Origin of the sequence: Spiroplasma sp. BIUS-1 (genome assembly GCF_010365805.1) — a bacterium.
In the GTDB taxonomy this organism is placed as follows: Bacteria; Bacillota_I; Bacilli_A; order Mycoplasmatales; family Mycoplasmataceae; genus Spiroplasma_A.
On sequence record NZ_CP048386.1, the window covers coordinates 63,136 to 84,566 of the forward strand.

The 21,431-nt window shown below is 27.1% G+C and carries 20 protein-coding genes, 1 other RNA gene and 1 riboswitch; of the genes, 18 read left to right on the forward strand and 3 right to left on the reverse strand.

The features are described from left to right. From uvrA to SBIUS_RS00355, 9 genes are all read left to right on the forward strand, one after another. Positions 1–2,844, forward strand: a complete 2,844-nt coding sequence (gene uvrA, locus SBIUS_RS00315) for an excinuclease ABC subunit UvrA (protein WP_370456487.1) — start codon at positions 1–3, stop codon at positions 2,842–2,844. Continuing rightward, complete coding sequence (locus tag SBIUS_RS00320) at positions 2,837–3,934, forward strand: folylpolyglutamate synthase/dihydrofolate synthase family protein (RefSeq protein ID WP_162684532.1); 1,098 nt, start codon at positions 2,837–2,839, stop codon at positions 3,932–3,934. The genes uvrA and SBIUS_RS00320 overlap by 8 nt, the downstream gene beginning before the upstream one ends. A gap of 1 nt (position 3,935) precedes the next feature. After that, positions 3,936–4,601: a folate family ECF transporter S component gene (locus tag SBIUS_RS00325; protein WP_162684533.1), complete on the forward strand. Its 666-nt coding sequence runs from the start codon at positions 3,936–3,938 to the stop codon at positions 4,599–4,601. Positions 4,602–4,655: 54 nt separating this feature from the next. After that, the gene (hprK, locus tag SBIUS_RS00330; protein WP_162684534.1) at positions 4,656–5,585 is read left to right on the forward strand and encodes an HPr(Ser) kinase/phosphatase; all 930 of its coding nucleotides are present in this window, start codon (positions 4,656–4,658) and stop codon (positions 5,583–5,585) included. A gap of 13 nt (positions 5,586–5,598) precedes the next feature. Then, positions 5,599–6,981: a prolipoprotein diacylglyceryl transferase gene (locus SBIUS_RS00335; RefSeq protein ID WP_162684535.1), complete on the forward strand. Its 1,383-nt coding sequence runs from the start codon at positions 5,599–5,601 to the stop codon at positions 6,979–6,981. Further along, positions 6,965–7,897, forward strand: a complete 933-nt coding sequence (trxB, locus tag SBIUS_RS00340; protein WP_162684536.1) for a thioredoxin-disulfide reductase — start codon at positions 6,965–6,967, stop codon at positions 7,895–7,897. Before SBIUS_RS00335 ends, trxB begins: the two co-directional genes overlap by 17 nt. 63 nt (positions 7,898–7,960) lie before the next feature. Continuing rightward, positions 7,961–9,373 carry a prolipoprotein diacylglyceryl transferase gene (locus SBIUS_RS00345; RefSeq protein ID WP_162684537.1) on the forward strand — a complete coding sequence of 471 codons (1,413 nt, stop codon included), beginning with the start codon at positions 7,961–7,963 and terminating at the stop codon, positions 9,371–9,373. Positions 9,374–9,382: 9 nt separating this feature from the next. After that, on the forward strand, positions 9,383–10,330 hold the full coding sequence (whiA, locus tag SBIUS_RS00350; protein ID WP_162684538.1) for a DNA-binding protein WhiA: 948 nt from the start codon (positions 9,383–9,385) through the stop codon (positions 10,328–10,330). A gap of 3 nt (positions 10,331–10,333) precedes the next feature. Next, entirely contained in the window at positions 10,334–10,561 is a 228-nt protein-coding gene (locus tag SBIUS_RS00355) for a helix-turn-helix domain-containing protein (RefSeq protein WP_162684539.1), read from the forward strand. A 29-nt stretch (positions 10,562–10,590) separates the two neighbouring features. Here the strand turns inward: SBIUS_RS00355 and SBIUS_RS00360 are convergent, their stop codons facing one another. Beyond that, positions 10,591–10,986, reverse strand: coding sequence for a rhodanese-like domain-containing protein (locus tag SBIUS_RS00360; protein ID WP_162684540.1), 396 nt, complete (start codon positions 10,984–10,986; stop codon positions 10,591–10,593). Between the two features lie 90 nt (positions 10,987–11,076). Here SBIUS_RS00360 and SBIUS_RS00365 point away from each other — a divergent pair, with 90 nt between their 5' ends. The 5 genes from SBIUS_RS00365 to smpB all read left to right on the forward strand — a co-directional run bounded on the left by SBIUS_RS00365 (position 11,077) and on the right by smpB (position 15,711). Then, the gene (locus tag SBIUS_RS00365) at positions 11,077–11,691 is read left to right on the forward strand and encodes a LemA family protein (RefSeq protein WP_162684541.1); all 615 of its coding nucleotides are present in this window, start codon (positions 11,077–11,079) and stop codon (positions 11,689–11,691) included. A 13-nt stretch (positions 11,692–11,704) separates the two neighbouring features. Further along, positions 11,705–12,754: a hypothetical protein gene (locus SBIUS_RS00370; RefSeq protein WP_162684542.1), complete on the forward strand. Its 1,050-nt coding sequence runs from the start codon at positions 11,705–11,707 to the stop codon at positions 12,752–12,754. An 84-nt stretch (positions 12,755–12,838) separates the two neighbouring features. Next, positions 12,839–13,129, forward strand: coding sequence for a preprotein translocase subunit SecG (secG, locus tag SBIUS_RS00375; RefSeq protein ID WP_162684543.1), 291 nt, complete (start codon positions 12,839–12,841; stop codon positions 13,127–13,129). A 30-nt stretch (positions 13,130–13,159) separates the two neighbouring features. Further along, positions 13,160–15,256 (forward strand): ribonuclease R, encoded by a 2,097-nt coding sequence (gene rnr / locus SBIUS_RS00380; RefSeq protein WP_162684544.1) that lies wholly within the window; start codon positions 13,160–13,162, stop codon positions 15,254–15,256. Between the two features lie 14 nt (positions 15,257–15,270). Next, positions 15,271–15,711 carry an SsrA-binding protein SmpB gene (gene smpB / locus SBIUS_RS00385; protein ID WP_162684545.1) on the forward strand — a complete coding sequence of 147 codons (441 nt, stop codon included), beginning with the start codon at positions 15,271–15,273 and terminating at the stop codon, positions 15,709–15,711. A gap of 21 nt (positions 15,712–15,732) precedes the next feature. Here the strand turns inward: smpB and SBIUS_RS00390 are convergent, their stop codons facing one another. Then, complete coding sequence (locus SBIUS_RS00390) at positions 15,733–15,987, reverse strand: hypothetical protein (RefSeq protein ID WP_162684546.1); 255 nt, start codon at positions 15,985–15,987, stop codon at positions 15,733–15,735. Between the two features lie 86 nt (positions 15,988–16,073). On the opposite strand from SBIUS_RS00390, the gene ssrA reads away from it, so the two are divergent. The 4 genes from ssrA to trmB all read left to right on the forward strand — a co-directional run bounded on the left by ssrA (position 16,074) and on the right by trmB (position 20,602). After that, positions 16,074–16,485, forward strand: a transfer-messenger RNA (tmRNA) gene (gene ssrA / locus SBIUS_RS00395). A gap of 46 nt (positions 16,486–16,531) precedes the next feature. Next, on the forward strand, positions 16,532–18,481 hold the full coding sequence (locus SBIUS_RS00400) for an EAL domain-containing protein (RefSeq protein WP_162684547.1): 1,950 nt from the start codon (positions 16,532–16,534) through the stop codon (positions 18,479–18,481). Positions 18,482–18,495: 14 nt separating this feature from the next. Then, positions 18,496–19,920 carry a magnesium transporter gene (gene mgtE / locus SBIUS_RS00405; RefSeq protein WP_162684548.1) on the forward strand — a complete coding sequence of 475 codons (1,425 nt, stop codon included), beginning with the start codon at positions 18,496–18,498 and terminating at the stop codon, positions 19,918–19,920. 31 nt (positions 19,921–19,951) lie between these two features. Further along, complete coding sequence (gene trmB / locus SBIUS_RS00410; protein WP_162684549.1) at positions 19,952–20,602, forward strand: tRNA (guanosine(46)-N7)-methyltransferase TrmB; 651 nt, start codon at positions 19,952–19,954, stop codon at positions 20,600–20,602. Here trmB and SBIUS_RS00415 read toward each other — a convergent pair. After that, positions 20,599–21,150, reverse strand: a complete 552-nt coding sequence (locus SBIUS_RS00415; protein ID WP_162684550.1) for a hypothetical protein — start codon at positions 21,148–21,150, stop codon at positions 20,599–20,601. The two genes, trmB and SBIUS_RS00415, sit on opposite strands and share 4 nt — an antisense overlap. Before the next feature lie 142 nt (positions 21,151–21,292). Next, positions 21,293–21,387: riboswitch (purine riboswitch) on the forward strand. Positions 21,388–21,431 lie beyond the last annotated feature (44 nt).

A 21,431-nucleotide genomic window follows, 5' to 3' on the forward strand; every position in this document is an offset into this window, starting at 1 on the left:
ATTATGAATAAAAAAATAATTGTAAAAGGTGCAAGAGAACATAACTTAAAAAATGTTGATATAGAAATTCCAAAAGAAAAACTTGTAGTCTTCACTGGTCTTTCGGGAAGTGGAAAATCATCCTTGGCCTTTAATACTATTTATGCAGAAGGAGAAAGAAGATATATAGAATCACTTTCTTCTTTTTCTAGACAATTTTTAAAGTCAGTTGAAAAACCTGATGTTGATGAAATTGAAGGATTAAGTCCTGCAATTTCTATTGATCAAAAAACAACAAGTCACAACCCAAGATCTACAGTTGGAACAACAACAGAAATACATGATCATTTAAGATTGTTGTTTGCAAATATTGGAACACCATTCTGTGTAAATGGACATGGACCAATAAAAACTTCTTCTTTAAAAGAAATAATTGAAACAATTAAAAAAGAAACAAAAGAAGATGATCAAATTTTTATTCTAGCACCAGTTGCTAGAGATAAAAAAGGAACCCACAAAGAACTTTTATCAAAACTTAAAAAAGAAAACTTTTTAAGAGTTCAAATAAATGGAGAGATAAAAAGTTTAGAAGATGAAATTGAATTAGAACAAAACAAAAGACACAATATAGATATTGTTGTTGACAGATTAATTTATAAAAGTGAAGATGAAGATTTACAATCAAGAATTTATTCTGCAATAGAAGTTGGGTTGGGATACTCAAATGGACTTATAAGAATAAATTATCCAAAAAGAAATAATGAAACAAAATTATTTTCAACTAAATACTCATGTAGTGAGTGTGGTTTTTCAATTCCTAATTTGGAAGCAAACCTATTTTCATTTAACAAAAAGAACGGAGCTTGTGAAACTTGTGCTGGTCTTGGTGTTAATCTAGAAGCTGACCCTTCTTTAATAATTCCTGATTCATCACTTTCAATTAGAGGTGGAGGAATCCTTTATTATAAAAATATAGTTGACACTACAAACATCGAATGACAAAAATTTAAATTAATGTGTGATTATTATTTAATTGATTTAGATTCTCAAATCAACAAACTAAGTGAAAAACAATTAAATGTAATTCTATATGGTAGTGAAGAACCTATAGAAACAAAAATAACAACAGTAAGTGGAAATGTTTTAAGATCTTTTGATTACATTGAAGGTGTAGCTACACTTATTGAAAGAAAATATATTGAAACTAAATCTGATGAGAACAGAAAATATTATGGAAAATACATGATGTCAAAAGTTTGCAAAACTTGTGACGGTAAAAGATTAAATGATATTGCATTAAGTGTAAAAATTAATGGTCTTTCAATCGCTGACTTTGTAGAAATGACAATTGAAGAAGAATTAGCATTCTTATTAAATTTAAATTTAACTGAACAACAAGAAAAAATTGCAAGTTTAGTTTTAAATCAATTACTTTCAAGAATTAGTTTTTTAAATGAAGTTGGATTAAATTACTTAACTCTTTCAAGAAGTGCAACAACTCTTTCTGGAGGAGAAGCACAAAGAATTAGATTGGCAAAACAACTGGGTTCAAAATTATCTGGTGTCCTTTATGTTCTGGATGAACCTTCAATTGGTCTTCACCAAAGAGACAATGATAAATTAATTTCCACTTTAAAAAAATTAAGAGACCTTGGAAATACATTAATAGTTGTAGAACATGATGAAGATACAATGAAAGCTTCTGATTGAATTGTAGATATCGGACCTGGTGCTGGAGTAGATGGTGGAACCATAACAGCACAAGGAACCTATGAAGAAATTTGTAAAAACCCAAATTCACTTACAGGAAAATATTTATCAAAACAATTATCAATACCAACTCCAAAAAAACGTAGAGGTGGTAATGGATTAAAAATTGAAATCAAAGGAGCTACAGAAAATAATTTAAAAAATATTGATGTAACAATTCCTTTAGGTAAATTTATTTCTGTTACAGGAGTTAGTGGAAGTGGTAAGTCTACTTTGGTTGAAGAAGTTATCTACAAAGGTTTAAGAAAAGAATTAAATAAAGAATTAATAAGACCTGGTAAATACAAATCAATGAAAGGTTTTGAGAACGTAGATAAAATAATTTATGTATCTCAAGATCCGATCGGAAAAACTCCAAGATCAAATCCAGCAACATATACTTCTGTGTTTGATGACATCAGAGACCTTTATACTGAAATACCAGAATCTAAAATTAGAGGATACAAAAAAGGAAGATTCAGTTTCAACGTCCCTGGTGGGAGATGTGATGCTTGTTGAGGTGACGGTGTTGTTAGAGTTGACATGCAATTCCTTGGTTATGTAGAAGTTGTTTGTGAAATTTGTGATGGTAAAAGATATAACGAAGAAACTTTACAAATAAAATACAGAGGAAAAAATATTTGAGATGTCTTGAGTATGACTGTTCAAGAAGCTTATGACTTCTTTGAAAACATTCCAAAGATAAGAGAGAAGTTAGAAACAATTTTAGCTGTGGGTCTTGGATATATTAAACTAGGACAAAACGCTACAACTCTTTCTGGAGGAGAAGCACAAAGAGTTAAACTTTCAACTTATCTATTAAAAAAACAAACAGGTAAAACTATATTCCTATTAGATGAACCAACAACAGGTCTTCACATTGATGATGTTAGAAGATTGATTGATGTTTTAAATATATTAGTTGATCAAGGAAACACAGTTCTTACTATTGAGCATAACTTAGACTTTATAAAAGTTTCAGATTACGTTATAGACTTAGGACCTGAAGGTGGAAGTGGCGGAGGAACCATTCTTGCCACAGGTACTCCTGAACAAATTATTGAAAACAAAGAAAGCTTTACAGCAAAATATCTTAAGGAGTATTTAAATGATTAGTGTAGAGGAAAAGTTAATACCCTCAGATATAATTTTTAAAAAAAATTATAATCTACAAAAATTATTAAATGACATTGGTAATCCGCAAAATAATTTTAAAGTTATTAATACAGTTGGGACAAATGGTAAAGGCTCAACTTCTAACTTTATCTTCAATGGATTAAAAACAAAATTTAAAAATGTTGGTCTATTTATTTCTCCTGCATTTATAAATCAAAATGAAAGAATACAATTGAATTCAGAAATGATTTCTGATGAAGATTTAAAAAGACTGTTAAACGAAAATAATGAAGTTATAAAAAAATACGAACTTACATTTTTTGAAATATGAACTTTATTGGCAATACTTTATTTCAATGAAAAAAAAGTTGAGGTGGCCGTTATTGAAGCTGGAATCGGTGGTGTAAAAGATTCTACAAATGTTTTTGAAAACCAATTAGCAGTTTGTGTTACATCTTTAGGTTTAGATCACCAAGAAGTTTTAGGAAATACTATTGAGCAGATAGCTTATCAAAAATTAGGAATAGCAAAAAAAGGTGTTAAGATTTTTATAAGTGCAGATAATATAAAATATAAAAAAATTATTAATAAGGTAAATAATAACTATAAGGTTTTTGCAAAAAAAATTCCTGATAAAGTCTATTATCAGTCTTTTAACAAAGGTCTTGCAAAAGAAGTTTTAAATTATTTAGGAATAATTTATGAAGAATTTAATACAACTCCTTTAGGAAGATTTAGTATTTTAAAAAAGGAACCATTACTAATTTTAGATGGATGTCATAATTATGATGGAGCTTTAAAATTATCTAAACAAATAAAAAAAATAAAAAACCTGATTATAGTTTTTGGTTCAAGTGAAGGAAAAGATCAAAAATCTATTTTAGAGGTTTTCAAAAAACTAAAAAAAGAAATATTTATAACAGAGTTTAATCATCCTAAAGCATGAAAAATAGATCACTCTAAATTTGCTGATTATAAAATAATAAATGACTGAGAAAAATTTTTAAAGGATAACCAAGAAAGGAACATTCTTGTTTGTGGGAGTTTATATTTTATTCCACAAGTTTATGAATGATTTAAAGGAAAATAAAATGAACTTCTATTTATACACAAACATAGTTGCGGCAATATTAATACTTGGTATTTTTGTTTGTGCATTGGCTTTAGAAAACTTTACTTTCAAAAAGATAAGTCTAAAACACTTAACTGTAATTTCTTTATTTGCAGCTTGCAGCGCAATTTTGACTGGACTTTCTTATAAGATACCTCCTGTATTTGGTAACGTAAGTATCGCTTTAGGAGATTGAATTATATTTTTATTAGGATTATTGTTTGGACCACTTTGTGGTGTAATATCTGCTATTTGTACTGACACTTTAATGTCTATAACTTTGCCAAGCCAGTGAGGTTACCATGCAGGTTACATGTTTAACAAATGTGTTTTGGCTTTCTTTGGGGCACTTGTGTTTTTAACAAAGTCAGAGAAAAGAATTTTATTAAAAGTTATAATACTATACAGTTTTGGATACATTATTCAGAGCTTATTATTAAATCAAATATGAATGATGTCATGAGCTGGCGCTGCAGCTTGATTGGATTTGGTTAAAAAAATTATTAAATTACCTATATCTTTACCTATTTACATAACACTTACTTACGCATCTTATATTCCAATAAGAAAATTATTGGAAGGATGAAGCACTGAGTACGTATGATGTTTTAGAAGTAGATATATTGAAAATGATCTAGATTATTAAATCTAGATTTTTTATTAAATTTATTAGTTATAATTACTAATGAGGTAGTTAAAAATGAGCAAACTATATGCAAAAAAAATAATTGACTTCTTTGATTTGGAAGTTGTATCTGGAGAAGAACAAATAAATAATGTTATTGAAGCTTATGGAATAAACAGAGCAGGACTAGAGTTGACTGGTTATTTTGAAGGTGGAACAAAATCACACAGAATTGTAGTTATGTCCACAAAAGAATATTCATATATTATGAATTTTGATGAAGAAGAAAGAAAGAAAAGATATGAAAAACTTTTTTCTAGAAAAATTCCAATGATTATAATAACAAATAAATTTGAAGATAAAGTAGTAATTGAAACAGCTAAAAAACTTGATTGTTTATTAGTTAGAACAAAAAATGATTCTACAAGTGACTTTACACAAAACGTTTTAGAGTTTATGGATGATTATTTCGCACCTCTTACAGAAGTTCATGCTTCATGTATAAATATTTTTGGTAAAGGTGTTTTACTTATTGGTGAATCAGGAATTGGTAAATCAGAGATCACTCTTGACTTAGTAAAAGCAAATCACTTATTTGTTGGTGATGACAGAATTGTTATAACAAAAAAATCAAATGAACTATACGGAAAGAGTCATGAAATTTTGAAAAACCTTGTTGAAGTAAGAGGTATTGGGATAGTTGACGTTTCTCAAACAAATGGATATCAAGTTATATTGGAAAAAACAAAAATAGACTTAGTTATTGAGTTAACACAATTTAAGAAAAATGGAATTGATGACTCAGAAAGACTTGGAAATACATTTGCTGGTTATGAAATATTGGGTGTTGATATACCTTACATCAAAATACCAGTTTCATCTGGAAGAAACATTCCAAACATCATTGAAGCAGCTGTTGCTAAACTAAAGATTAAACAAAGTGGTCTTTATGAAGATGAAACACAAGTTTTAAGTGAAAGAGCGATGAAATTTAACAATGATTAATTTTTATTCAGACATGATATGGCAAAATGGAACAAAACTACCAGATGATTTTAATGATCCTCTTAAATTTTTGTATCCAGTTTTTGTCGGTTTGGGAGTTTTTCTTGTTTTAGGTGTATCGGCATTCAAAATATGAAAAAGAGGAATACCTTTAAAAGAATTTGTTACAGCAATTTACATAGCTCTGCCGATCGGGGTAATTGGTGCAAGCATATTTGGTAAATTAGGTAGTATGGAAAATGAGTGAAAAAATTTCTATCAACTTGTTTTCTTTTGAAGACCTGGTATGAGTTTCTTTGGTTCTATGTTATGCGGGGGAACCGCTGCATTTATTTGATTTTGAAACAAAAGCAAAGTAACTAGAGTATCAACTTTTGTTTATGCAGATTGTATAGTTCCAAACATATTATTGGGTCAAGCTGTTGGTAGATGAGGAAACTTGTTTAACCATGAAATATTGGGTAGAGAAATTTCTGATTCTCAAATGGGAAAAATCACATGACTACCTGAGTTTATATGACATAGACTATTCTATATTTATAATCCAAGTCTAGGTCAAAGAGAAGATGTAATTCAATTTCGTCATCCTTTATTTTTATATGAATCAATGGCAACACTTGTCCTTTGATTGTTAATAATTTTTGTCTTTGCAAACATTGGGAAGTGAGTAAGTAAGAAGCCTTGAAAAATAGATCCTTATAACTTCCCTTGCAAAGCAAACAAAACAGTTCAATCTGTTTTTGAAAAAGAAATAAAAGATTATCAAACTCAGACACCTGTTAAATATTTAATGGATAAAGATGGAAAAGTTTATTTATCAAAAAGTTGAGCTTGAAAGAAAGCATATACACTTTATGAACCAGATAAATCACTTTCAAACTCAGAGCAAACAAAAATAAATAATCAAAAAGCTATTGCTTTAAAGGCAAGAGAAAAATATAATACTTTAGTAAACAAAATTGAACAAGAAATTGATAAATTAAAAGTTAATTTAAAGAAATCTAAAATAACAAAAGATTATTTTAAATTAGCTAAAAAAGAAGTTAAAAATAATTACAAAAAAGAACTTAAAAAACTAAGATGAGAGAAAAACTCTTTTGTGTCATTTATCAAAAGAGACTCAAAAGGACTATACCAAATAAATAATCCAAACAACTATAGTGTTGTTCATTCAGGAACATTAACTGGAATATATATTATTGGATATACAATCATAAGATTTATATTAGATCCTATGAGAAGCCCTTATGAATTGACCGTAAAAGAAAACGAAGTTCTTAATTATTTATTATTGACAGGGTTTTTAATTTTAGGACTAGCTATTTTAGTTTGTGCTCAATTTATTGCCCCTAAAAAATGAAGAGAAGAGGGTTGATTATATGAAAAATCATATTAATACAGATTTTGATTTAATTATAGCTGGAGCGGGTCCTGCAGGTTTAAGTGCGGCTATTTATGCTGGAAGAGCAGGGCTTAATGTTCTTGTTTTGGAAAAAGAAGCGCCTGGTGGAAAAGTTATTAAAACTGGAGAAATTGAAAATTATCCTGGTTTTACAAATATTCAAGGTCCAGATTTAGCAATGCATTTTTTCGAACAAGCAACAGCTATGGGTGCTCAATTTGAGTTTTCAGGTTTAAAATCTTTTGAAAAGAACGAGATATTTAATGTTGATTTAGAAAACGGCAAAAGTTTAACTTCAAAAGCATTAATAATCGCAACAGGAACAAAAGAAAATTTATTAGGAGTACCTGGTGAAATTGATCTTTATGGTAAAGGTGTATCTTACTGTGCTGTTTGTGATGGAAGTTTCTACAAAGAAATGCCAGTTGCAGTTGTTGGTGGAGGATATAGTGCAATCGAAGAATCTATATTTTTAACTAGATTTGTTTCAAAAGTTTATTTAATACATAGAAGTCAAAAATTTAGAGTTGATCAAAAAACTTTAGAAAAAGCTAGAACAAATGAAAAGATTGAATTTATTTTAGACACAGTTGTAGAAAGTATTGAAGGTACAGATAAAGTCTCTTCAATAAAAATAAAAAACACAATTGATAATAAGCAAAGTGAAATAGAAGTAAATGCTGTGTTTCCATTTATTGGACACTATCCAGTTACAAACTTTGTATCACAAACAGAAATTCTTGATGAAGAAAAACATGTTGTTGGTGATGAAAGAATGAGAACTAAAATAGAAGGTTTATTTGTAGCGGGAGATGTTAGAAATACACCATTTAGACAAATAGCAACAGCAACAGCTGATGGAGCATTGGCTGGTCAAAATGCAGTAAATTATATTGAAAGCCTTGATTAAAATATCAAGGTTTTTTATTAATTGATATGTTAAAATTATCAAAGTTAAAAGGTGTTGAATTAAATGTTTTTAGGATGAATACAAAATGGTAATTGATCTGAAGCCAAAAATTGATGAACAGTTCAAGATAATTACGGATTTTTTCATGTTTATGCTTTTACAATGACTTTGGGTGTTATTCTAGCAGTTGGAGTTTCTGCTATTAAGTTGTACAGAAAAGGAGTTCCGTTAACAGAATTGTGAATTGGAGCAGCAGCTATAGTTCCTTTAAGTTTATTTGGAGCAAGTTTCTTTGGTAAATTAAATGCTAATGGAATAGGTCAAAATGCTGGAGGAGCAAGTTTCTTTGGATTGTTTGCTTTTTGAGAAGGTGGAATGGCAATTCATGGAGGAGTATATACAGGTACTTTCTTTGGTGTAATAATATTTTATTTTTTAAGTAAAAGAACAAAAGTATCTCTTTGAGTATATGCTGATGCTATTATTCCAAATATCTTATTAGGACAAGCTGTTGGTAGATGAGGAAACTTCTTCAATCATGAAATATTTGGTATGCCAGTTGCAGAATGAAATAATGGAAATACAAGTGCATTAAATTGACTTCCAAATTTCATTAGAACAAATATGGTTTGGACATATACTGGTGATGGTGAAAAATTAAACGGACTAACTCTTGAAAGAGGACACGATTACTTAATGTCTCCAATATTCCTTTATGAGGCTTTCGGATTATTACTGGCATGAATTTTAATAACTTTTGTAATTGCAAATATTGGTAAATGATTCGGAAAAAAACCAGATTATTTAATTGAAAAAAAAGTAAATAATAAAAATATTAGTTTAAAAGTTAAATTTGCTGATTTTTGATTTGATATCAAAAAAATATTTAATAAAAATTTAAGAAATACAGAAAGTAATTCAAATTTAATAAAAACAGCAAATTGAAAAATTTGAAAAAATGAAGTTTATGCAAACCATAAATATAAAGAAATTGACTTATATAAAGAACAAGTAAATAATATTAGCGATAAAAACTATTTTGTGAGAAAATGAAAACAAGGAAAACTACTATCAGATTGCAATAACCCTCAAAAATATATGCTTATAAGATCGGGGGTGCAAGCTGGATCATATTTCTTTGCATGGAACCTGGTTAGATTCGTTTTAGAACTTGGTAGACCAGATGATCATTTATTTTTAATGTATCAAAGAACTTTATCACTAACAATAATTGGTTTATCAATGTTTGTTGGTTTAGCAATAGCTTTACTATCTCAATTTGTTTTCCCTTATTTATTTAGAACAACAGGTTTAATTTATGAGCAAGAATACTTCTATGTTGAAAAAGGAGCAGGAATTGTTAAACAAATTAAACCAAAAAAAGAATCTAAAACAAAAATAAGTAAAATTGAAAAGAACAAAATTAAAGAGCAAAGAATTAAAGAAAAACTTGATAAAAAATTAGGTAAGAAATAGGGTGATAGCATGTCTTTTGCAATGGAAGTTAAAGAAGAAATTTTAAATCATACATTTACAGAAGAGCAAAAGATTATGCTTTTATCAGGTTTTATAAAATACAACGGAGAATTGATTTATACAAACAATGGTGCAGCTTTAAAGTTAACAAGTAACAGTAATAATGTAATTAGAAATATATTTTCTATACTGAAAACTATTTATGAAGGAAATATTGAAATATCAATTATTCAAATTCAGAAATTAAGAAGAAATAAAATATATCAATTAATGTTAACTGAAAATGTAATAGAATTTTTAACTAAACATCATATTTATGATTCATTGACCAGTAATAAAATAATTGAAATGAACCTAGAGAGATATGATAAAAAGTTAAAACAAGAATTAACTAGAGCATATACATCTGGAATATTTATAGCGGTAGGAAGTGTTAATTCACCAGAAACTACAAACTATCATTTAGAATTACAATTCAAAGAAGAAAATTCAGCGATATATATTTCAAAAATTTTAAAAAAGCATTCTTTTGATTTTAAAACAATTACAAAAAGAAATAAAACAATTTGTTATATTAAAAAATCTATTGCAGTTTCTGATTTTCTAAAATTTATGGATGCTTCAATTTCGGTTATGAAATTTGAAAATACAAGAATTAATAGAGATGTCAGCAACAATATAAATAGAATGATAAATATAGACATTTACAATCAACAAAAATCATCAGAGACTGGATCAAAACAAATTCAAGAAATTGAGTTGATTCAAAAAAATAATCTTATTTCGGAGTTATCTCCTAAAGCACAAGTGCTTTCACAAATAAGATTGGAAAACCCAGATGCTTCTTTTTCTGAATTAGAATATTTAATGAATGAAAAAAATATTGCAATAACAAAATCTGGAATAAGCAATTTATTTAAAATAATAAGTAAACTTGCAAACACAATTGGAGACTAAAAAATGAACAAAGATATTATAAAAACATTTAGTAAAAACATGAAAAGAATAAGGGTAAATGCACAACTTACACAAGAAGAGTTAAGTTTCAAATCTGAGTTACACAGAAATTACATTTCTGATTCAGAAAGGGGTAAGAGAAACATATCTCTTAAGTCTGTTGAAAAAATCGCAAAAGCTTTGAATGTAGAACCAATTGAATTTTTTAGGGAAATTGAAAACGAAGATTAATTAAAAAACAGAACCGGTGGTTCTGTTTTTTAATATACTATCACTTTTGTTAATTTATCAAAGTCTTCATTGTTTCTTATGTTTTTATATCCATCATAAAACACATAAGCTTTAAAACCTTTTGTTCTTAAACTTTTATAAACCGATAAGTGACTTCTTGAATCTTCATCAATGATTAAAATTTTATTTTTCTTATCCAAAACTTTAAAATATTTAAAATTAAAGTTTGTTATAGGAACATTTATTGTTCCGTGAAGGTGATTTTCTTTGTAAGAAAGAGAATTTCTTATATCAACAACTTGTCAGTTTTTGCTTTTTAGAATGTGAGGTAGTTTTTTACTATTCTTTGTTTTATACTTTCTTTTAAAAGAATTTGTTTTAAATAGCTTATCTAAAAATTTAAACACGTATTCTAGTCATTGCATCTTTTATCACCTTTATGATTATATATGTAATTTTATAAATTAGTTAGTTTTAAAGTATGGTGTTAAAATCTATTTGGAGGAAGAAAATGAATGAGAATAACACCAGAACAAGAATTTAACAACATTAATAATCTAGCAAATACAAAACCAAGAAGAAATCTATTAGGGGCTTTTCTTTGGTATTTAAGCTTCTTTTTAATAATTCCTTTATTTGTTCATATATCAAATGTGAACAAACTAAAGAAATTGAACATTAAAGTTTCAGAAGCAGAATCTGGAATAGATGTGCAACTTAAAAAAAGAAGAGACACTTTGATAAAATTAATTGAATCAGTTCAAGGTAGCATGAAATTTGAAAAAGAAATATTAATGACTTTAACTTCAATGAGAACGGGAGTGAGTATTCAAGACAAAGGAAAGAATGCAGCTATGCTAGATAAAATTTCTAAGCAAGTTACAATGCAACTTGAAAATTATCCTGAAATTAAATCAACTTCTCTTATTCAAGAACTAATGAGATCAACTGCAAATATTGAGGATGATATTTCTGCTTCAAGAAGAATTTACAATTCAAATGTAAGTATATTCAATCAAGCAATAAATGTATATCCAAAAAATGCAGCAGCAGCCCAACTAGGTTATGTTTTCAAATCTTTATTTGAAATCACAGACTTTGAAAGGCAAGATGTTAAAATCGAATTTTAAGAGAGGATAAACTATGAATTTTAAAAAAAATAAAAAAATTAATCTTGATGAAACTTTATTTTTACAATTGAAAAATAACTTAAATGAAGATAACGACTTGAAATCGGGAATATCAAAATTTATTTGAAATAGAAATTTATCAATTATATTACCAACAATATTAACCCTTTTATTTTTAGTTGGGGCTTTGCTTTTCATGCTTTTAGAAGGCAAAGTAGAAACTAATATAAGAAAAATGTTTTTATTTATTGGTTTGGGAGCAATGGTTTTATTGCCGTTTCAAATGATAATTTCATACTTGTTAAATAAAAAATTACAAAAAAAATTAAATTTAATAATTCATACAAAAGGAAATCTTAAGAAAATTTATGAAACATTTTTTAATCAAAATAATGATTTAAAAAATATAGAGAAGGTTGAGTACAAATCATTAAATCCAGACTTTTCAACAAATAAATTTTATGGCTCACACAATGAATATTTATCACAAGTTGGACCTGCAAAAAAAAGAGATAATTTAAACTTATTGAGTTTTAAATTTAACGGCAAAGAAGGAAGTTTTATTATACAGGAACCTGTAAAGTGTATAAAAAGAACTCGCTCTAGACGCTCAGATGGTTCTTTTAGATGAAAGACAAATACAACATTGGTTTCGATGGACTCTATATTTATAGTGGATGACAAGATTAAAAATGAGTGTAATGGATTAAGAATACGAAGCAAGGGTATTCTAAAGGGAGATTATCAAACAGAATCTGTTGCTTTTAATCAAAAGTATTCAACAAATATAGCCGCAACAAATATAGCGGGTGCCAAATTTTTAAATCCAATTGCATTAGATAGATTATCAAATCTAAATGATGATAATTTTTTTGCACTAGGAGTTAATGAAGATGTTTATATTCAAAAATACTTCATAAAAAATCCAATATATCCAATAGGGATATTTGATTTTACGAAGCTTTCATCAAAAAATAAATTATATGAATACATGACAAGAAAAATACAATTTGAAAAAGATTTATTTAAAAGATCTTTGGAGTATATTTCATTTATAAAATAAAATATTCAAAATCAAGGAATGTAATAAAGCATTCTTTTTTTATTCGAAATGTAGTATTATATAGATATTGAATGGAGGCCTTTTATGGTTTTACTTGCATCAAGCTCACAACAGTTATTAGCAAATCAAATAATATTGGGTTTTGAAATTCTAGCTCTAATTGTTTCAGTATTAATGATCGCTGTTGGTCTAATACAAAATAAGAGTTCACAAACTGGATTGAGTGCACTAAATGGAGGAAATGATGAACTTTTCTCCAACTCAAAAGAAAGAGGTGTTGATAAAACAACATCTATATGAATGTTTAGTTTAGGAATCGCATTATTTATAATAACAATTGTTATAGGAATTATTTCAAACACTGTTTTAACTTAATAGTGTTTTTTTTAGTAGAAAGAATGTTTTATGAAAAATATAATACTATCTCGAATGGAAGGAAAAGAGAAGGTACACTTAAACGACTTAATAAAAAATATTAAAGCCGATTATGAAAGTGTAACAAACACCTTAAAAGAACTTCAAGAAGAACATCTGATAGGTTGAACAAAAGAAAATGTAATTTATCTTGTTGGAGATAAATATAAAATAGGTTCAATCAAAATAAATGATAAGGGTTTTGGTTTCGTAAAAGAGTTTAACTCTGAAGACGATGATTTTTTTGTTCCTCCAAACGGACTAAATGGTTGTATATCTTCTGATGAAGTTATTTTCACCGTACAAAAAGAAAAAGATGACAGATTAAAAGCTAATGTTGAAGACATAGTTTTAAGAACAAAAACATCTCTAGTTGGAGAAATTAGAAAAAGTAGTGACGGAAGATTTTTAGATTTCATCGCAAATGAACCTGGTTTCAAAAATTATAGAATAGTTATGATTAATGGAAAAGATTTTAACTTAAAAGAAGATTTGATTCTTAAAGTAAAAATACTAAATGTAAGGGATAGAAAATTATTTGTTAGAGTCCAAAAAATTATTGGAGATGCAAATAAAGCTGTTGATAGAATTTTATCTATTGCATATGAATATGAAATTAAACCAGAATTTAATAAATTAACTATAGATAATGCTAATGAAGTTGCAAAACCAATTGACTATGATGATCCAAAAGTAAAAAGAAGGTTAGAAAACTCACTTGTTGAAAAAAACCTTGTAACAATCGATGGAGCAGACTCAAAAGATTTAGATGACGCTGTTTATGTTGAAAAAACATCTAATGGTTATAAATTAATAGTAGCTATAGCAGATGTTAGTCACTATGTTACTCCTTTTTCTCCACTGGACAATACAGCTTTATTTAGAGGTAACTCAGTTTATTTGGCAAATAAAGTTATACCAATGCTTCCTGAAAAATTATCAAATGGAGTATGTAGTTTAAATCCAAACGAAGAAAAACTTTGTATGGTAGCTGAAATGGATTTTGATTTAAAAGGAGACGTAGTTAATAAAAAAGTTTACGAGTCAATAATGATTTCAAAAGCTAGATTAACTTATAAAGAAGTTAACGATCTATATTCAACTGGTAAATCTGAAAGACCAAAAGAAATTATTGACATGTTAATGGTTTCAAAGGAATTGCATGAAATAATAGATGCTGCAAGATCTGCAAGGGGCTCAATTGAGTTTGATGTAGCAGAACCAAAAATTATTTTGGACAAAGATTCAAATGTAGTTGATATCGCAAAAAGAGATAGAGGTATTAGTGAGAAACTAATTGAGAACTTTATGGTTAGTGCAAATGAATGTGTAGCTACTGTTATTTTTGAAAAAGAATTACCATTCATTTACAGAAATCACGATGTTCCAAAAGAAGAAAACTTAATAGAATGACACTCTATTTTAAGAGCTTTAGGTATAAATGTTAAATTAAATGATTTAGATAAAATAAATCCAAAAACAATCAAAGATGCTTTGGTTCAAATTGAAGATCAAATAAAAGATGCAACAGAAAGAGATGTTATAAATGTAACACTTCTTAAATTTATGGAAAAAGCAGCATATGAGTTAGAAAATATTGGACACTTTGGATTGGCAAGTGAATGTTATACTCACTTTACAAGTCCTATTAGAAGATATAGTGACTTAATTGTTCATAGATATTTAAAACAATATTTAGTAGATAAAGATTTAAGAGATTTTAAATTAGAACAAAATGAAAAATTTGTTTTAAAAGCATGTAGCATAATTAATGATACAGAAAAGCAAGCTGTTTCAGCTGAAAGAGAAGTTAATAAAGTGTGCATGGCTGAATTTATGCAATCAAAAATTGGACAAGAGTTCGAAGGTATAGTTGCTGCAGTTCTTAAGTTCGGTATTTTTGTTCAATTAGATAATTGTGTTGAAGGGTTGATTCATATTTCTGAATTACCAGACTTTACATTTGATGAAAAAACAAGCATCATGGTTAATAAACAAAATAAAGTCTTCAGATTAGGTCAAAAAGTAAAGATTAAAGTTAAAAATGCTGATGTTAAAAAAAGAATTATAGACTTTGTGCTTGCTTAATTGAGGTGAAAAATATGGGAGAGCATGTTTTATTAAAAAATAAAAAAGCTTATTTTAATTATGAAATATTAGATACTTGAGAAGCTGGTATAGTTTTGACTGGTCCAGAAATAAAATCTATAAGAAACAAAGATGTTTCTATAGAAGAATCTTTTATTTTAATAAGAAAAGGTCAAGTAGAAATCTTAAATATGAATATTAAGAACTATGAATTTGCAAACCACGTTAAACAAGATCCTACAAGAAATAGAGTTTTATTACTTCACAAAGATGAAATAAAAAAAATGCTTAAAAGAGTTCAGTTAGAGAATCTTACAATAGTACCTTTAAAGTTATATTTAAAAGGCAATTATGCAAAATTGGAAATAGGACTTGGAAAAGGTAAGAAATTAATTGATAAAAGAGAAACAATTAAACAAAGAGATGTTGAAAGAAGACTTAAAAAAATAAAATAAAAAAACCATTTAATGGTTTTTTTATTTTCAAGCATATGCCAGTATGTTTGCTGGTTTACCACAACCACAAACTCCGCAATTTTCCTTTTCTTCTTTTAGTTCAATATTTGCACCTAAGAAATTAGAATAACCTTCTTTAAGGCTGTTTGCAACATGTTCTCCATTTTCTAAAGCTATTAATAATGTCTTTCCTTCTTCTAACATATTTTGAATCTCTTGAATTTCAACTTTTGTCATATCAAGAACTTCAACTACATTATTTAAATCTTTGCTCATTTATTTCATCTCCTTACAAATTATTATAGTTTATAAAATCTAATAGAAACTTTATTTATTCAAATAATGTTTTATAATATAGATATGGGGGTGTCCTGGTTTCGACAGGATACAACTGGCCCATGACTGCAGTGGTTTGGTAGACCTTAATACTTCTAGGTTTGATAAAATGCAAACGAAGAAAAAAATGAATTTGAAATGCCAGCATTTATGATCAATAATGCATCAGCTGGAGTTGCTTTAGCAGCTTAATAAACTTCTAAGTTTATAGCAGTTCAACGTTATGATATGTGTTTGTGCTTCATTGAATAACGTATTACCTAGCGCAATAGAACAAATGATTTTAGTGATAAATTTGTTCGAAACTAAATCACTAACGCTATAAATTTAAATCTCGTTGACTCTGTTGGTTTATAGTGTAAGTTAGAGACGACTAAACTGTAGACGTCATGGGTTGGAGTATTTTGGACGCGGGTTCGATTCCCGCCATCTCCACCATTTTTTTATGCTTAATTGTTTTATAAGAAAGGAATGTAATTTTATTATGAATAATATATTAACATTATTAATTGCATGTCTTTCTTATACAACAATTATTGCCTTTTGTTACACAATCTTTTGAGGGTTAACAAGACATTTATTCACCAAACTAAAAACTTACTATGAAATATTTTTGGGATTTGTACTTGGTTTCATTTCTACATTCTCATTAATTTTAATAACATTACTTGGTGGAGATACTGGTAATCTTGGATTGACAATATTCTTGCCAACATTTTTATATTGAGTATCAATTATTTTTATTTCACCTTTATCAAGTATAGGTATACTAACTTGTAATATATTAAATTTAGTTTTATTTTCATCTATTTTTAGTGATTTTTTTGGTAAACCATCTGATTCATGAACTATAACTTTATTGGTTTTGGCTTACGTTATTCCACTTGTAAATTATTTTGTGAAAACTTTTTGAAAGAATATTTCAAATTGATCAAACTGATCAATCACAACAATAATTCTTCTTTTAACAGGATTAATATGAGGTTTAGCGTTTATCAAAACTTCTCCAGCTCTTGGTAATATAACAAATTTATTATTCTGGCTTGGAAGTGGATACTTAGCTTATGCTTACATTGCGGTTATAAACCAAATCTATTTACATGCTCTTAAGTTACAAAATATTGTAACTTATGACAACACATACTATTTAAACTTTTCTTCTGCTCACGAGCAAATCTTAAATAAGATTCAAGAAGAAAAAATTAAGCACGGTATTTATTTAACTTACTTCATTTCAAATTTTGAGAAGTTCGAATCAAAAGTTAATTTTCAAATTAAAGATGAAGTTGTTAACTCAATATCAGAACAAAGTTACAACTTAATTAAAGAAAACTTTCCAAATTCAATTTTCTTTAAACCTAATTACAAAACTTTCGGTGCTTTCATTCCATTTGATCTATATGAAGAATTTAGTCAAAGTAATAATAAATATTTAGAAGTTATAAAAAATATATTCTTACAGATGAATACAGAATTCAAAATTGAAAATTATAAAATTTCTATTAAATTAAAATCTGTTTGTTCTTATTATGGTTTACATTCTAATAACTTAGACAAATTGTTAGAATACAATAGACACGTAGAAAACGATTTCTTATTAACTTACCAAGAGAAAAACATTGTTGTAAATCCAATGGAAATAATAAAAGAAAAAAACCAAAATAAAAAAATGTTATCATTAAACGAAGTTACAAATCTAAATCAATTTGCAACATTGTTTGAACCTATTTATTCTTCAAAAACAAAAGACTTCGAATCTTACTTTTTGAATGGAATGGTAGAAGGTATAGAAATAAATTCAGATTTATTCGAAGAACAAAAAAAATTAATTTCTGATATGGGATTAGAATCTCTATTCTTAAGATATATTTCATTCCAATCATTAAAGAAATTATCAAAACAAAACAATTTTGTTAGAGAAAAAGACATGTTTATAAATTATACAAGCGAGTATATCTCAAGTGAAGATTTTGAAGTTAATGAATTTATTTTGAAACTTAAAAACTTAAAAATAGACTTATCAAAATTAATTTTAAACTTTGATATAAACAATGAAGTTGATAATCAAAAGCAACTTGAAAAAAATATTGACCTTTTAAAAAAAGAATCTATAAGAATCTCAGTATCTAACTTTGGTTCTTTAAAAACAGATTTTGCTTTATTAAGTTGTTACAAACCAGAATTTATTTTTTTAGAAGGAGAAATTTCTAAAAAAATAAATTATATAAAAGAGAATGAAAAAATTCTTTTAGAAAGTTTAAAAATAGCTGAGAAGATTGAAGCGAAAGTTATTGCAACTTCTGTAAATAGTTATATAATCTATAAACATCTAAAATCTTTAGGTATAGAATTTTTTACTGGAGAACTTATAGGAAGCTCAATTGATCCAAGAGAAGTTATTTCAGAGGAATTGAGATACTTACTAAATAAATAGAGAGGAAAATAAAAATGTTAGAAAAAGAAGAAAATTTAAAAGCTTTAAGTGAAAACATTGAAAAACTAATAATAGAAAATGATATTAAAAAACTTAGAGAGCTTGAAGAACTTCACTACCCACAAGATATAGCCGAGGCTTTAGAACAGTTGGATGAAAAAATAATTATAATAGCTTTAAGACTTTTCACTAATGATACAAGTAGTGAAATTTTTCCATACCTTGATACAGATATACAAGAGGAGATAATTAATAAAATGTCTTCTAAACAAGTTAGTGAACTTTTTTCAGAACTTTATACAGATGACATTGTAGATATTTTAGAGGAAATGCCTTCAAATATTGTAAAGAAAATTTTAAGATCTTCTACACCAGAAGCTAGAGCTCAAATAAATAATATTTTAAAATACAATGACGATACTGCAGGAAGTATAATGAGTGTTGATTACACTAGATTTAAAATAAATTGAACTGTAACTGATGCTATTGAAAAAATAAGAGAGCGAGATCAAGAATCAGAAGACCACAATACATTTTATGTAGTAGATGATTTAAATAATTTAAAAGGTACAATAGAACTAAAAGATTTAGTTTTCTCTAAAGGTGAAACAAAACTTTCAGAAATAATGGATGAGAGAGTATTGTTTGCATATACAAAAGATGATCAAGAAGCTGTTGTTGAAAAGTTTCAAAAATATGACATAACAACTCTTCCTGTTATAAATATTCAACAAAAATTAGTTGGGATAGTTACTGTAGATGATGTTCTTGATGTTATTGAAGAAGAAGTTACAGAAGACATTCACAAAATGGCTGGTATCTCACCAACAGATGACGAATACTTTAAAACAAGTATTTGAAAAATGGTTAAATCTAGAAGTGTTTGATTAATGTTTCTAATGGTATCTGCAACTTTATCTCAAATCATAATATATTTATTTATGAAAAGATACGGGTTTAATTCAGATAAGGGTTCTATAATTTATATTGTTACAATGTTGTTAACACCTCTTTTGACTGTAATTTCAGGAACAACAGGTAATGCTGGGAGCCAGTCTTCAACAATGGTGGTTAGAGCATTGTCTTTAAAAGAAGTTGAAACAAAAGATTTCGCAAGAGTTATGTGAAAAGAATTTAGAGTAGCAATAATAACTGGTTTCATATTAGTTTCAGTAAACTTTATAAGAATGATTATAATTTATTCAATTGAAACAAAAGGTGATTTGAGCGATCCAAATTTATGATATACAATAGCAACACTTTCAATAGCGATGTATCTATCTTTAATAATGGCAAAACTTATTGGAGGTACACTTCCTATAATTGCTAAAAAGTTAAAATTTGACCCAGCTGTAACAGCTGCTCCTCTTGTAACAACATTGGTTGATGCGCTTTCAACAGCAATTTTCTTCTCTGTTGGTCTAATTTTCTTTGCTTAGTATATATAATAGTTTTTCAAGGAGATAACTTATGAGATTAAGAAATAAAAATTGAACAAAAGGCTATATTGAAGAAAATAAAAAACATATGATTAATGTTGAAGAAAAAATAAACGCAAAAGACCTTTTTAAAAAAAACCAAGAAACCTATTTAGAGATAGGTTGTGGTAAAGGTCAGTTCATTATCGGTCAAGCTATGAAGAGTTCTAACAAAAACTTTATAGCCATGGAAAAAGAAACAACCGTAATAGGAGTGGCTTTAAAAAAAGCTATCAATACAGAAAACTTCGAATTTAAAAATTTATTATTCTTAAATAAGTTTGCAGAAAACTTATTAGATATTTTTGAGGCCAATTCTTTAGATGGTATCTTCTTAAATTTTTCAGACCCATGACCTAAATCTAAACACTATAAAAAAAGATTAACATATATTGGTTTTTTAGAAATATATTGAAATCTTTTAAAAGATAATGGTGTTATAGAAATTAAAACTGATAACGATAATCTTTATGAATTTAGTTTGGAACAAATTCAAGAATCAAAATTCAAAATTCTATACAACACAAATGATTTATATGCTCAAAAAGATCTTTTAAAAGATAATATAGCAACTGAATACGAACAGAGATTTCATTCAATGGGTAAAAATATAAATAAAATAGTAATAAAAAAAGAGGTTTAGTCTTGTGACTTAACCTCTTTTTTTGGTGGATTATTAATAAAATTTAAATAACTTTTTTTGAATTCTTCGTTTTGACTCATTAGATATCTTGATATTTCAAAAAAAAGATAAAGATATATCAAATTAATAAACATTAAGATAAAAAATACTCATCAATTGCTTTTAGCGTTTTCCGCTCAACTAACTTTACTTATTAGAGAACCACTTGTTAACTCTATAAAAAAAGCTCCAATTGAAAATATAAGAATGAAATAATAAAAGAATCTACCCTTAATAACATTTAATTGTTTTTCATTTGTTTCTGTATTTGTTATAACTTCCATATTATAAAAAAGTGATACTGAAGTTTTATTTAAATTTGTTGTTAGACAAACTAAGTAAAACAAAACAAAATTAAGGTTTATTTGACACACCAAAGTAATTTTTGTTTTAGTTTCTAGTGGTATGCTCAATAAAACAATTGAACTGATAACTATTAAAGATAATGTTATCGATCCAAATCACAGTATTGGTTTTTTTAAATCTGATTTGATAAGTTTGAATTCCATATTTTCACCTTCTATTATTATAGTCCAAAATAGGTTATCAATACGAGCAAAAAAATTACTAAACTTTTTTTTTTTTTTTTTTTTTTTTAAAATTAATAAAAATTTTTTTGTATATTTTGGAATTCTCATTTTATAATTAAATTGTAAATTAAATTAAAAAGCTTTTATAAGCCAACATATAGGGTTGGCGTTTCTACAATGTACCAATACATTTCTAAAGGCAACATGAAAGGGATCTTTTTAATAGTGATAAAAAAAGGTTCCTTTTTTTCAAAACAAAA